Origin of the sequence: Rhizobium ruizarguesonis (genome assembly GCF_017357285.1) — a bacterium.
Taxonomy (GTDB): Bacteria; Pseudomonadota; Alphaproteobacteria; order Rhizobiales; family Rhizobiaceae; genus Rhizobium; species Rhizobium ruizarguesonis.
In genome coordinates this window covers 442,170-454,996 of sequence record NZ_CP071678.1, presented here as the reverse complement: position 1 = coordinate 454,996, position 12,827 = coordinate 442,170, and the positions used below count along the sequence as shown (strand labels likewise).

Annotated in this window: 12 protein-coding genes; 6 read left to right on the top strand and 6 right to left on the bottom strand. The window is 61.6% G+C overall.

Annotation, left to right across the window (positions count from 1 at the left end):
- Positions 1-60: 60 nt before the first annotated feature.
- Positions 61-1,149, bottom strand: a complete 1,089-nt coding sequence (gene hrcA / locus J3P73_RS02200) for a heat-inducible transcriptional repressor HrcA (RefSeq protein ID WP_003556035.1) — start codon at positions 1,147-1,149, stop codon at positions 61-63.
- 128 nt (positions 1,150-1,277) lie between these two features.
- Here hrcA and rph point away from each other — a divergent pair, with 128 nt between their 5' ends.
- The 4 genes from rph to hemW are packed head-to-tail and all read left to right on the top strand — an operon-like array spanning position 1,278 to position 4,276.
- Positions 1,278-1,997: a ribonuclease PH gene (gene rph / locus J3P73_RS02195; RefSeq protein WP_003556034.1), complete on the top strand. Its 720-nt coding sequence runs from the start codon at positions 1,278-1,280 to the stop codon at positions 1,995-1,997.
- On the top strand, positions 1,994-2,419 hold the full coding sequence (locus J3P73_RS02190; protein WP_130771057.1) for a VOC family protein: 426 nt from the start codon (positions 1,994-1,996) through the stop codon (positions 2,417-2,419). The genes rph and J3P73_RS02190 overlap by 4 nt, the downstream gene beginning before the upstream one ends.
- Positions 2,420-3,064 (top strand): RdgB/HAM1 family non-canonical purine NTP pyrophosphatase, encoded by a 645-nt coding sequence (gene rdgB / locus J3P73_RS02185; RefSeq protein WP_018070047.1) that lies wholly within the window; start codon positions 2,420-2,422, stop codon positions 3,062-3,064.
- 9 nt (positions 3,065-3,073) lie between these two features.
- Positions 3,074-4,276, top strand: a complete 1,203-nt coding sequence (gene hemW / locus J3P73_RS02180) for a radical SAM family heme chaperone HemW (RefSeq protein WP_130654453.1) — start codon at positions 3,074-3,076, stop codon at positions 4,274-4,276.
- 65 nt (positions 4,277-4,341) lie between these two features.
- Here hemW and J3P73_RS02175 read toward each other — a convergent pair whose 3' ends face one another.
- The 5 genes from J3P73_RS02175 to mutM all read right to left on the bottom strand — a co-directional run bounded on the left by J3P73_RS02175 (position 4,342) and on the right by mutM (position 10,141).
- Complete coding sequence (locus tag J3P73_RS02175) at positions 4,342-5,424, bottom strand: saccharopine dehydrogenase family protein (protein WP_003556030.1); 1,083 nt, start codon at positions 5,422-5,424, stop codon at positions 4,342-4,344.
- A gap of 137 nt (positions 5,425-5,561) precedes the next feature.
- On the bottom strand, positions 5,562-7,112 hold the full coding sequence (dnaA, locus tag J3P73_RS02170; RefSeq protein WP_018070045.1) for a chromosomal replication initiator protein DnaA: 1,551 nt from the start codon (positions 7,110-7,112) through the stop codon (positions 5,562-5,564).
- Between the two features lie 855 nt (positions 7,113-7,967).
- Positions 7,968-8,246: a 30S ribosomal protein S20 gene (gene rpsT, locus J3P73_RS02165; protein WP_003556028.1), complete on the bottom strand. Its 279-nt coding sequence runs from the start codon at positions 8,244-8,246 to the stop codon at positions 7,968-7,970.
- A gap of 192 nt (positions 8,247-8,438) precedes the next feature.
- On the bottom strand, positions 8,439-9,212 hold the full coding sequence (locus tag J3P73_RS02160) for an enoyl-CoA hydratase (RefSeq protein ID WP_018070044.1): 774 nt from the start codon (positions 9,210-9,212) through the stop codon (positions 8,439-8,441).
- Positions 9,213-9,250: 38 nt separating this feature from the next.
- Positions 9,251-10,141 carry a bifunctional DNA-formamidopyrimidine glycosylase/DNA-(apurinic or apyrimidinic site) lyase gene (gene mutM, locus J3P73_RS02155; RefSeq protein WP_130662719.1) on the bottom strand — a complete coding sequence of 297 codons (891 nt, stop codon included), beginning with the start codon at positions 10,139-10,141 and terminating at the stop codon, positions 9,251-9,253.
- 149 nt (positions 10,142-10,290) lie between these two features.
- Here mutM and ubiE point away from each other — a divergent pair, with 149 nt between their 5' ends.
- The gene (ubiE, locus tag J3P73_RS02150; RefSeq protein WP_011650173.1) at positions 10,291-11,067 is read left to right on the top strand and encodes a bifunctional demethylmenaquinone methyltransferase/2-methoxy-6-polyprenyl-1,4-benzoquinol methylase UbiE; all 777 of its coding nucleotides are present in this window, start codon (positions 10,291-10,293) and stop codon (positions 11,065-11,067) included.
- 62 nt (positions 11,068-11,129) lie between these two features.
- A complete protein-coding gene (gene ubiB / locus J3P73_RS02145; RefSeq protein WP_024322200.1) occupies positions 11,130-12,704 on the top strand; it encodes a 2-polyprenylphenol 6-hydroxylase in 1,575 nt (524 codons plus the stop codon).
- The last annotated feature ends 123 nt before the right edge of the window (positions 12,705-12,827 follow it).

The following is a 12,827-nucleotide window of genomic DNA, read 5'->3' as shown; positions in this document are numbered from 1 at the left end:
AAAAAATCAAGTCTGCGTGACAAAGAAGCGAAAATTCCGCGTGCTTGGCAGTTGCGGGCGTCAAAGCTGGTTGCGCGAAAGGCGGGAGACGAGCTGGGCCGTATAGTCCACCATCGGCACAATACGGGAATAATTGAGCCGCGTCGGGCCAATGACGCCGACAGCGCCGACGATGCGATCGTCATCGTCACGATAGGGCGCGACGATGAGCGACGAGCCGGAGAGCGAGAAGAGCTTGTTTTCCGATCCGATGAAAATGCGCACGCCCGAACCGCTTTCAGCGAGATTGAGAATCTCGATCAGACTGTCCTTCTTCTCGAGATCGTCGAACAGCAGGCGCAGCCGGTCGAGATCCTCGGCGCCGGCCAGGCCTTCGAGCAGGTTGGCGCGGCCGCGGATGATGAGCTGCGTGGGCTTTCCCTCGTCCGGGCTGCCGGCCCAGACAGCGATGCCGCGCTCGACCAGATCGCGCGACAGGGCATCGAGCTCGTGGCGGACATCGTCCTTCAACCGGCTTAATTGTTTGCGGAGTTCCGGCAGGGTCTGGCCGGACATATGCGCATTGAGAAAATTCGCCGCCTCCGTCAGCTGCGAGGAGGTGACACCCGCCGGCAGCTCGATGATGCGGTTCTCCACCTGATCGTGATCGCCGACGAGCACGGCCAGCGCCTTTGTCGGTTCGAGCCGGATGAACTCGACATGTTTCAGCACCGGATCGCTTTTCGAGGTGATGACGAGGCCGGCGCCGCGCGAAATGCCGGATAACATGCGGCTTGCCTCGTTCATCATCGATTCGACGGGATTGCCGCCGCTTTCGGCCCGCACCTGGCGGTCGATATTGGCGCGTTCCTCGGCGGAGAGGTCGCCGACCTGCATGAAGGCATCGACGAAGAAGCGCAGGCCGATCTGGGTCGGCAGCCGGCCGGCGCTGACATGCGGCGAATAGATGAGGCCGAGCTCTTCGAGATCGCTCATGACGTTGCGCACCGAGGCCGGCGACAGCGACATCGGCAGGATACGGGACAGGTTGCGTGAACCGAGCGGCTCGCCGCTTTCCAGATAACCTTCGACGATGCGACGAAAAATTTCCCTGGAGCGCTCGTCCAGCGCAGCTACGGCATCCGAAACCGACGTCGACCTGATGCCCATGAAGCTTTCGAACCCGTGCTGATGATACTTCCTGAAAAGTAAGTCAAACTAACACCCGTGGCAAAAGGGAATTTGCAAATGAGCGCCGCCAATCGTAGAAGCGGTCAAATAAACCCCAGGAGATAAGAATGCGGCCTTCAGGCAGAAAAATCGACCAGATGCGCAAGGTCTCGTTCGAGCGCAATTTTTCCAAGCATGCGGAAGGCTCCTGCCTGGTGAAGTTCGGCGACACGCATGTGCTCTGCACGGCGAGCCTCGAAGAGAAGACGCCGCCATGGCTGCGCAATACCGGCAAGGGCTGGGTCACGGCCGAATACGGCATGCTGCCGCGGGCGACCGGCGAACGCATGAAGCGCGAAGCCGCCGCCGGCAAGCAGGGCGGCCGCACCCAGGAAATCCAGCGTCTGATCGGCCGGTCGCTGCGCGCCGTCGTCGACCTGCAGGCGCTCGGCGAACGGCAGATCACGCTGGATTGCGACGTCATCCAGGCCGATGGCGGCACGCGGACCGCCTCGATCACCGGCGGCTGGATCGCGCTTTACGACTGCCTGAAATGGATGGAAAGCCGCAACATGATCAAGGTCGACCGGGTCCTGAAGGATCATGTCGCCGCCATCTCCTGCGGTATCTTCGCCAGCCAGCCGGTGATCGATCTCGATTACATCGAGGACTCCTCGGCCGAGACCGATGCGAACTTCGTCATGACGGGCACCGGCGGCATCGTCGAGATCCAGGGCACGGCCGAAGGCACGCCGTTCAGCGAAAGCGAATTCACTTCGCTGATGCAGCTTGCCAGGAACGGCATCGGCGAACTCGTGGCGCTGCAGAAGCAAGCCGTCGAAGGATGAACCCCATGCTGGAAGGCATGTTGGAAACGGCGCTCTATGCGCGGGATCTCGATAAGGCCGAGACGTTTTACGAAGACGTTCTCGGGCTTGAAAAGATCGCCCGCGCCGCCAACCGGCATGTCTTCTTCCGCTGTGGGCCCGGCGTTCTGTTGATCTTCAATCCCGAGGAAACGGTAAAGCCGCCGGCGCCTGGGTCGCTGCAGGTGCCGCCGCACGGCACGAGCGGCCAGGGCCATGCCTGTTTCCGGGTGTCCGGCGGCAATATCGATGCCATGGCCGAGCGGTTGACGGCAGCGGGCGTGGCGATCGAATCCGAAGTGCACTGGCCGAACGGCGGCCGTTCGATCTATTTCCGCGATCCGGCCGGCAACAGCCTGGAATGCGCGGAGGCTAAAATCTGGGGCATCGAACAGGATATCTGAATGCGCAAGCTTGAAACGAAGACCATCGTCGTCGCCAGCCACAATGCCGGCAAGATCCGCGAGATCCAGGAATTGATCGGGCCGCTCGGCTTCACCGCCAAATCGGCGGCCGAGCTGAACTTCGTCGAACCGGATGAGACCGGCACAAGCTTCGAGGAGAATGCGACGATCAAGGCGGTCGCCTCGGCCAATGCCGCCGGCATGCCGGCGCTTTCGGACGATTCCGGGCTGGTGGTCGACGCGCTTGGCGGCGATCCTGGTGTCTACACCGCCAATTGGGCGGAGACATCTAACGGCACGCGCGATTTCGACATGGCGATGGCGAAGGTGGAAAAGGCGCTGCAGGATGCGGGCGCAACAAAGCCGGAACAGCGCAGGGCGCGTTTCATCAGCGTGCTCTGCCTTGCCTGGCCGGATGGGCACACGGAGCTGTTCCGCGGCGAGGTGGAAGGCAGCGTCGTCTGGCCGCCGCGCGGCACGCAGGGCTTCGGCTACGATCCGGTCTTCCAGCCCGAGGGCTACGACATCACCTTCGGCGAAATGAGCGGCGAGGAAAAACACGGCTGGAACGTCGGCAAGCCGCAAGCGCTGTCGCACCGTGCCCGCGCCTTCAAACTCTTTGTCGAAACCTGCCTGGAGGCATAAGGTCGGTCCGTGGGCAATCTCGACACACCAAGCACCTCGCGCGACGCGGCTCTGCTCCCCGATACCGGCGAGCCGGGCTTCGGCGTCTATGTGCATTGGCCCTTCTGCGCGGCGAAGTGTCCCTATTGCGACTTCAACAGCCATGTGCGCCACCAGCCGGTGGATCAGGAGCGTTTTACATCAGCCTTCCTGAAGGAGATGGAGACGGTCCGGTCCCTCAGCGGGCCGAAGACGGTGACGAGCATCTTCCTCGGGGGCGGCACGCCGTCGCTGATGAAGCCGGAAACGGTTTCCGCCATTCTCGACGGCATTGCGCGGCAATGGCATGTGCCTGCCGGCATCGAGATCACCATGGAGGCCAACCCTTCGAGCGTCGAAGCCGAACGTTTCCGCGGCTACCGGGCGGCCGGCGTCAATCGCGTCTCGCTTGGGGTGCAGGCGCTGAACGACCGGGATCTGAAATTCCTCGGCCGGCTGCATGATGTCGCCGACGCGCTGAAGGCGATAAGGCTGGCGCGCGACATCTTTCCGCGCATGTCCTTCGACCTCATCTATGCCCGGCCCGACCAAACGGTCGAGGAATGGGAAAAGGAACTGAAGGAGGCGATCTCCTATGCGGTCGACCATCTTTCGCTCTATCAGCTGACCATCGAGGAAGGCACACCTTTCTACGGCCTGCACAAGGCCGGCAAGCTGATCGTGCCGGACGGCGAGCAATCGGCATTGCTCTACGAGGCAACGCAGGAGATCACGGCACGCGAGGGCATGCCGGCCTATGAGGTTTCCAATCATGCCCGGCCAGGGGCCGAAAGCCGGCATAACCTGACCTACTGGCGCTACGGCGATTATGCCGGCATCGGCCCAGGCGCCCACGGTCGGCTGACGCGTGGCACCGAGAAGCTTGCGACGGCGACCGAGCGCAAGCCGGAAGCCTGGCTCGACATGGTCGAGCGTGATGGGCACGGCATACTCGACGAGGAGCGGCTCGGCTTCGAGGAACAGTCCGACGAACTGCTGCTGATGGGGCTGCGGCTCAGGGAAGGCGTCGATCTCGCCCGCTGGCAACAGCTTTCGGGCCGCGACCTCGACCCGAAACGCGAGGAATTCCTGCTCGAACACAAATTCATCGAGCGGATCGGCAATTCACGCCTGCGCTGCACACCGTCCGGCATGCTGATCCTCGATTCCGTCGTCGCGGATCTCGCCTGCTGACATCATAAGACGAGTGGATTTGCGGCGCGACGGCATCGATATTGCCGCCGCGCCGGAAGGCAGTCTCAGCCGTGGCTGGTGGCGCCGGCCTTGAAGAGGCTGCCGGTCGGCGTCTTCAGGAACATCTCCAACGGAATATGCTCCTGGTGCAGGAAGCCGGTTGCCGGCAGCAGGCCGTCGCGGACCATCTCGATGACGGCGACGACGGAGGCTGACGTCGTCCAGGCGATCGCCGTACGGCGCGCGCCGGCAATCTCGATCGGGTAATAGGCGCGCACGAACTCCTTGCGGCGCAGGCTGCCATTCTCGGTGCCCTCGGCGGCGACATGGACATAGACGACATCGTCTTCAACAGGCGGCTTGGCATTGGTCAGGATCTCGCCGGCGAGCTTGCGCTTATCGCGCATCAACAGTTCATGGAAGAAGAAGTTCATCAGCTCCATATGGCCGGGATAACGCATGGTCTTGTAATCGAGATTGTCGATCTTGCCGAGCATGGTGTCGCACATGGTGCCAAGGCCGCCCGACGTCGTGAAGGCTTCGAGCTTGACGCCGCCGACATAGACGGTCTCGTGCCATTCCATCGGCGAGACGAGCTTGCGCACACCGCCCTCGATGACCTCGCAGTCGTTCAGATATTCGTTGACGACGCCCTCGGGCGACCAGTTGAAGGCGTAGCCGAGCAGTCCGGTCGGATGCTGCGGCAGGGCGCCGACGCGCATGCGGATCGAACGGCAGCGATCGAAGCCGTCGGCCAGGCTTGCGCCGACGATGCCGACGAAACCCGGCGCCAGGCCGCATTGCGGCGCCATCAGGCCGCGGGCGGTCTTCGACAGTTCGATGATGAAATTGGTTGTGGGAACGTCTTCGGTCAGATCGAAATAATGGATACCCGCAAGATGGGCGGCCCGCGCCAGCTCGATGTTCAAATGATAGGGCAGGCAGGAGAGCACAGCCTCGACATTCGAGAGCAGTTCGCCGATCACCTGGGGATCGGAAATATCGCCGGTGCGGCACTTGAAGGGGACGTCGCTCAGCGGCAATTGCGCATCGACGCCGATGACCTCGAAACCGCCTTCATGCAAAAGCGTCGCCGCCAGCCGTCCGACCTTGCCCAGGCCGAGAACGGCGATCTTTTCAAAACTCATTCATTCCTCCCACGCGCCGTTTTGGCGCTTCAGTCTTTGACATGCAGTTGATGCGCGGGAGGTATAGAATAAAAAACTTATAAAGGAAAACGGCCGGAATCGCTTCCGGCCGTTGAATCCTTAAGAAAACCCGTCGATTATTCGTTGATCAAGCGCTTCAGAAGCTCGACTTCGTGCGAAAGCTTGGTGTCTCCCGAAATCAGCTCCTCGATCTTGCGCACGGCGTGCAGCACGGTCGTGTGATCGCGCCCGCCGAAACGACGGCCGATCTCCGGGAAGGAGCGCGGCGTCAGCGTCTTCGACAGATACATGGCAATCTGGCGCGGCTTGACGATGACGCGGGTGCGGCGGTTCGAGACCAGTTCCTGACGCGAGACGTTGTAGTGCCTTGCGACGATGCGTTGGATATCCTCGATGCGCACACGGCGAGGCTCGCCGGAGCCGACCAGATGGGCGAGCAGTTCATCGACGCGTTCGATCGACAGGTTCGGCTCGAAGGAGCGGCGGAAGACCAACTGGTTGAAGGCGCCTTCGAGTTCGCGGCCGCTGGCCGTGACGTTGCGGGCGACGTGCTGGAGCAGCTCGGCGGGAATGTCGAGCGACGGATCTTCGAGCCGGGCCACAGCAAGGCGACGCTTGAGGATTTCGAGACGCATTTCGTAATCCGGCGCGTCGAATTCGATCGCGACACCGCCCTGCAGGCGCGAGCGGACGCGGGGGTCGAGCGACTCCAGCTCCCAGGGCGCACGGTCGGCTGCAACGACGACCTGCTTGGCGCTGTCGAGCAGCATGTTCAGGAGATGGCAGAATTCATGCTGGATCATCTTGCCTTGCAGGAACTGCATGTCGTCGATGATCAAGAGATCGATGTTGCGCAGCGAATCCTTCAGCGTCAGCGCATCATTGTCGCGGATCGCGGTGGCGAAGCGCCACATGAAATATTCGGCCGTCAGATAGACGACGCGCAGCGCCCGCGGGTTCTGCACCGCCGCATTGGCGACCGCCTGCAGCAGGTGGGTCTTGCCGAGACCGACGGTCGAATGGATGAAGAGCGGGTTGAAGCGCACCGCGCCCTGACCAGCTTCCGCGATGGTCTTTGCAGCCGCAAGTGCGACCCGGTTCGAGCTGCCTTCGACGAAGGTGTCGAAGGTGAAGCGGCTATCGAGCGGCGAACCGAAGAGCGGCGAGCCGAAGCTTGCAGGCCTTGCGGCGGCAACAGCCGAAACCGCCTGCTGGACGGCCTGACCGGCCGGCTGCGCGCTTGTCGGGCGACGCATCTGCGTGGGGGCGGCTGGTTCCGGCGCGGCCGCCTCATCGAGCGCCTTCGTGCCGTGGCGCGTTGCCGTGCGCACCAGGACTTCGATTTTAAGAATTTCCGGATCCTCGGCCTGGAACAGACCGGTGATGAGATCGAGATAACGATTGTTGATCCACGACTTCAGGAAGGTCGTGGGAACCGAAAGGCGAACCACGCTCTTCGATACCGAATGCAGCTTCAGCCTGGCAAACCAGCTGGCATAGACGTCAGGACCGACCTGGGCCTTCAAGCGCGCGCTGACGCGCTCAAACAAGATGCTTTGCTTCATTTCCGCCTTTGCTTCGCCCACTTCGAGGCGAATGGAGCCGAACGCCTGCGGTGCCGCATCCCCATTGTCGAGCCCGCCCGTCGTCATCGTATTCATCTGCATAATGCCGCCTTTCAATTCCACCGGGCGGCATCCGCTAAAACGGCCGCCCGATCATCCCCGCTTTGGCGGGCTGACGGATCCTCATGAGCCGCTCGCCTGCCGGTTCACTCAAACACTGCCCCATAAGGGACCGGCGCAGAACTCCGTTGCAGGTGCCGCGTTCATGCGGCAACCTTCATCGGCTTTCCGTGCCAGGCTGGCGGTCGAACCTCGTTTTCGGCCGACCAGCCCGAACGCAATATAACTTTAACCTTCTCCGCTGGCCTCGCCTTAAACGTGTGGCCAATGAAGGCACAAAACATCCCCGCTCCGTAACAGCCACGTTACGGCTCAAATCCGTCGAGTGCTTGAAAAAACGGAAGCGCAATGCTCCGTAACAAACGGCACAAACTTATCGCCCTGCCGACGTGGCAGTTAAGACCGAGCCTGTGCAGGTGATGTCCGCGCCCTTTGTTGAAAGCCATTTAGGCAGGATCAAAAGGCAATATCAACGATGAATTTTACGCAAAATTAAGAAGCGGGCATTGACTCCGCCTGCCCTTTTCGGGCGTCACACCAGCGTCAAAAAAGAATCGCAGTTGAATCAAAGAGATTCCCCCGTTCGGGCTATTTTGACACGCATTGAAAGAAAAAAAATAAAATCCTCTTGACTCGCCTGTGGTCCCGGAAGCTTGGGGCAGAGTCGCGCGGCGTGAAAGCATCCTTGCGCAAACCATTGTTTTTAAACAATTTTTCCTGTCATGGCGCTGACACGAAACAGTCGTCAGATTAACCATGCAGGGGCTGATCGGTGGAATCGAAAAAGCCCGGTAAAATTACCGGGCTAATCATAAAGAAGAAGTCCTTAATGGAAGATTACGCGGTCGTGGTGACCGAAAGAGCCTTCACACGAGCGGCCAGGCGCGAGACCTTGCGCGATGCCGTGTTGGCATGCAGCACGCCCTTGCTGGCGGCGCGGGCAAGCTCGGGCTGAGCAGCCAGGAAAGCTTCCTTCGCCTTGGCGGCGTCACCGGATGCGATGGCCTCTTCGACCTGGCGAACGAAAGTACGAACGCGCGAGCGACGAGCCTTATTGACGTCGGTACGGCGGGCGATCTTGCGGGTCGCTTTTTTCGCCGAAGTTGTATTGGCCATGGATGCCTCTCTCAAGAATTCGAACAAACTCCGCCATTACCGCGGGCCCTGCGGCCACAAAATCCAGCAATGCGGGAGCAATCGCGGAAAACCAAACCGGCTTTCCGAACCGTGGGCGGGCATATAACTCTAAAGCCGGCCCACGTCAACGCGGATTTTCACGCTTTACCACTGGCAAGCGCCTAAAAGCATTTAACGGTGCGTAAAAGCCGGTTTGCGCTTCTCGACGAAGGCCGCCATGCCTTCCTTCTGGTCGTCCGTGGCAAAGAGGCTGTGAAACAGGCGGCGCTCGAAACGCAAGCCCTCCTCCAGCGTCGTCTCGAATGCGCGGTTGACCGCCTCCTTGGCCATCATCACCGAGGGACGCGAAAGCGAGGCGATCTTTTCGGCCGCTGCCAGCGCCTCGTCGAGCAGGCGATCGGGCGCCACCACACGCGAAACGAGTCCCGATCGTTCGGCTTCCGCCGCATCCATCATGCGGCCGGTGAGGATGAGATCCATTGCCTTCGCCTTGCCGACGGCGCGCGTCAGCCGCTGCGAGCCGCCCATGCCGGGAATGACGCCCAGGGTGATTTCCGGCTGGCCGAACTTCGCCGTCTCCGAGGCGATGATGAAATCGCACATCATGGCGAGCTCACAGCCGCCGCCGAGCGCAAATCCGCTGACCGCAGCGATCACCGGCTTGCGTGCCTTGGCGACCTCATCCCAGCCGCTGATGAAATCACTCTTATAGATATCGGCGAACTGGAGCGGCTGCATCTCCTTGATATCGGCGCCGGCGGCAAAGGCGCGCTCGGAACCGGTGAGCACGATCGCCCCGACCGCCTCATCGGCGTGGAAGGCGGCATAGGCCTCTTTGAGCTCTTTCAGGACGGTGGAATTCAATGCGTTCAGCGCCTGCGGGCGGTTCAGCGTGACGAGGCCGACATTGCCTCGGGTTTCGACGATCAGGGTCTCGTAGGCCATGCTGTTCTCCCGGTTTCTCACTCTTACTTCTGGCAGGCTTACTTCTGGCAGGTGGCGCAATAGAAGGTGGAGCGACCCGCCTGGACGATGCGGGCGACCGTACCGCCGCAGCCGGGCGTGCGGCAAGCCTGACTTTCGCGATCATAGACGGAGAAGGAATGCTGGAAATAGCCGAGCGATCCGTCGGTCTGGATATGGTCGCGCAGCGACGATCCGCCGGCGGCGATCGCATCGGCGATGACGTCGCGGATCGAGGCGACGAGCAGGTCGAGCTGCGCCTTCGGCCGGCCCCCTGCCGTCACCAGCGTGCCGGCGGCGCGGATCGGCGAAAGATGCGCGCGCCACAGCGCCTCGCAGACATATATATTGCCGAGACCGGCAATGTTCTTCTGGTCAAGCAGCGCGCTCTTCAGCGGCTGCGCCTTGTCCCGGAAGCGTTCGGCCAGATAGGCGGCGCTGAGCTCGTTTCCTGTCGGCTCCGGGCCGAGATCGCGGAAGAAGGGATGGGCGGCGAGATCGGCACGTCCCACCATATCCATGAAGCCGAAACGGCGCGGATCGTTGTAGACGACACGACGCGGGCCGCTTGCGGCTTGCAGATGGAAGACGACGTGATCGTGCTTCTCATCCTTCGAGCGGACATGGTGGAATTCGCCCGGCACGCCGGAGGCAGCCCCCTCCTCGATGCGAAACGAACCGGACATGCCGAGATGCGAAATCAGCGTGTTGCCATCGTCGAGATCGACCAGCAGATATTTGGCGCGGCGGCCAAGGCCAACGATGGTGCGGCCGGAAACCCTGTCCGCGAAAGCGTCGGGAAAGGGGAAGCGCAGATCGCCGCGGCGCAGCTCCAGCTTGGTGATGCGAGCACCCTCCATCGCCGGCGTCAGGCCGCGTTTCACCGTTTCGACTTCTGGCAATTCCGGCATCTTAACCCATCTATATCTAACGTGTTTCAACCGACGACGATGTGCGCTATAGCGCCAGAGTGCCGCGGAGAATGCGGCCCATAGATAACGTCGCGGGCGGTCTTGCGCTATGGCCGCCGCGCCCGAATCTTCAGGAACGGAGCAGTCTGATGTCAGAAAGCCGCACTTCCGCCGATGGCGGCATGGAGACCTCCTACGGCTTCCGCGAGGTGCCCGATGGCCAGAAGCAGGGCCTGGTCAACCAGGTGTTCCACAAGGTCGCCAAGCGCTACGACATCATGAACGACGTCATGTCGATGGGCATGCACCGCGCCTGGAAGGATGCGATGATCTCGGCGCTGAACCCGCGCAAGGAGCCGGGCTATAAGGTGCTCGACGTTGCCGGCGGCACGGGTGATATCGCCTTCCGCATCGTCGAGGCGTCAGGCAGACAGGCGCATGCCACCGTGCTCGACATCAACGGTTCGATGCTCGGCGTCGGCGCCGAGCGGGCGGAAAAGAAAAAGCTTTCCGGTAATCTCACCTTCGTCGAGGCGAATGCCGAGGAACTGCCTTTCGAGGCGGGCAGCTTCGACGCCTATACGATCGCCTTCGGCATCCGCAACGTGCCGAGGATCGATGCGGCGCTGTCTGAAGCCTATCGCGTCTTGAAGCGCGGCGGACGGCTGCTGGTGCTGGAATTTTCCGAAGTCGATATGCCGCTTCTCGACAAGATCTACGACGCCTGGTCGTTCAATGCCATTCCGCAGTTCGGCAAGGCGATCACCGGCGATGCCGAACCCTACCAATATCTGGTGGAATCGATCCGCAAGTTCCCGAACCAGGAGAATTTCGCGGCAATGATCCGCCAGGCCGGCTTTTCGCGCGTCACCTTTACCAATTATACCGGCGGCATCGCCGCACTCCATTCCGGCTGGAAGCTCTGACGCATGACGCCGAAAAGTGTAGAGCGGTTTTCGAATAGCGTCGCGCGAGAATCAAACAGAACATGAGTACTTTCGGCGCATATTTCCGCCTTTGGCGCGTCGGCTGGGTGCTCGTGCGTGAGGGTGTCGTGTCAGCCCTTCCTTCCGAAGGGCTGCCGCCTCCGGTCGCGCTCGCCAAATCCTTCGTCACGATTTTCGAGCGAGGCAAGGCGCGCCATCAGAAGCGCAGCGACCGGTTGGCCCAGGCTGTCGAGCGGCTCGGTCCCTCCTATGTGAAGATCGGGCAATTCCTGGCAACGCGGCCGGATGTCGTCGGCGTCGAATTCGCCAACGACCTGTCGCAGCTTCAGGACCGGATGGCCTTCTTTCCTTCGGCAGCCGCCAAGGCCAATATCGAAGGCTCGCTCGGACGGCCGATCGGCGAGCTCTATGCAAGCTTCGGCGATCCGATCGCTGCCGCCTCGATCGCGCAGGTGCATCCGGCCGAGGTCGATAGTGCCGAGGGCCGGAAGAAGGTCGCCGTCAAGATCGTGCGGCCCGGCGTGCGCCAGCGTTTTGCCCATGACATCGAGGCAATGTATCTCGTTGCCCATATGCAGGAGCGTTTCCTGGCGTCCAGCCGGCGGCTGCGGCCGGTCGAGGTGACGAAGACGCTGGAGCAGACGACCAAGGTGGAGATGGATCTTCGCCTGGAGGCGGCCGCTCTTTCCGAGATCGCCGAGAATACCGAACGGGATCCCGGCTTCCGCGTGCCGAAGGTCGACTGGGAGCGGACCGGGCGCGACGTCATCACCATGGAGTGGATCGACGGCACGAGGATGTCCGATGTCGAGGGCCTGCGCGCGGCGGGCCACGACCTCAACCTGCTTGCCGATACGCTGATCCAGTCGTTCCTGCGCCATACGCTGCGCGACGGCTTCTTCCATGCCGACATGCATCCGGGCAATCTCTTCGTCGATGCGGACGGCATGATCGTCGCCGTCGACATGGGCATCGTCGGGCGGCTGGGCAAGAAGGAGCGGCGGTTCCTCGCCGAAATCCTCTATGGCTTCATCACCCGCGACTATATCCGCGTCGCCGAGGTGCATTTCGAGGCCGGCTATGTGCCCGGACATCACAATGTCGAAAGCTTCGCCCAGGCGATCCGGGCGATCGGCGAGCCGATCCATGGACAGCCGGCCGAGACGATCTCGATGGGCAAGCTGCTGACGCTGCTGTTCGAAGTGACCGAACTCTTCGACATGGCGACGCGGCCGGAACTGGTGATGCTGCAGAAGACCATGGTCGTGGTCGAAGGCGTGTCGCGCATGCTCAATCCGCGCTTCAACATGTGGAAGGCCTCCGAGCCTGTCGTCGGCGACTGGATCCGCACCAATCTCGGACCGAAGCGGATCGCCACCGATCTCAAGGATGGGCTGAAGGCGGCGGTCAAGCTCGCCGAGGCCGTGCCGGAAATCGCAGCGAAGACCGAAAAATTCCACCATCAGCTGCTGCATATGAGCGAGCACGGGCTGCGCTTCGATGCTGAGACTGCGGAGGCGATCGGCAAGGCCGAAGCGCGGCACAACCGTTCCGCCAGGATTGCGCTGTGGATCATCGCATTGACGCTTGTCTATATTGCCTGGATGCTGAGCTGATCGGCTGCCAAAAACATGCTGTGTTCGGCATTTGGGATATCCCATGTGACGGAGGGCTCGCTTAGTCTCGTCTTCAAAGCATGATGCCGAAAAGTGTGAGCGGTTTTCGACATCATGCTCTGA

Coding starts and splice junctions, on each gene's coding strand:
- ubiB (WP_024322200.1), top strand. CDS start 11,130: ATGAGTACTTTCGGCGCATATTTCCGCCTTTGGCGCGTCGGCTGGGTG.
- hrcA (WP_003556035.1), bottom strand. CDS start 1,149: ATGGGCATCAGGTCGACGTCGGTTTCGGATGCCGTAGCTGCGCTGGAC.
- ubiE (WP_011650173.1), top strand. CDS start 10,291: ATGTCAGAAAGCCGCACTTCCGCCGATGGCGGCATGGAGACCTCCTAC.
- J3P73_RS02160 (WP_018070044.1), bottom strand. CDS start 9,212: ATGGCCTACGAGACCCTGATCGTCGAAACCCGAGGCAATGTCGGCCTC.
- J3P73_RS02190 (WP_130771057.1), top strand. CDS start 1,994: ATGAACCCCATGCTGGAAGGCATGTTGGAAACGGCGCTCTATGCGCGG.
- rdgB (WP_018070047.1), top strand. CDS start 2,420: ATGCGCAAGCTTGAAACGAAGACCATCGTCGTCGCCAGCCACAATGCC.
- J3P73_RS02175 (WP_003556030.1), bottom strand. CDS start 5,424: ATGAGTTTTGAAAAGATCGCCGTTCTCGGCCTGGGCAAGGTCGGACGG.
- dnaA (WP_018070045.1), bottom strand. CDS start 7,112: ATGCAGATGAATACGATGACGACGGGCGGGCTCGACAATGGGGATGCG.
- mutM (WP_130662719.1), bottom strand. CDS start 10,141: ATGCCGGAATTGCCAGAAGTCGAAACGGTGAAACGCGGCCTGACGCCG.
- rph (WP_003556034.1), top strand. CDS start 1,278: ATGCGGCCTTCAGGCAGAAAAATCGACCAGATGCGCAAGGTCTCGTTC.
- rpsT (WP_003556028.1), bottom strand. CDS start 8,246: ATGGCCAATACAACTTCGGCGAAAAAAGCGACCCGCAAGATCGCCCGC.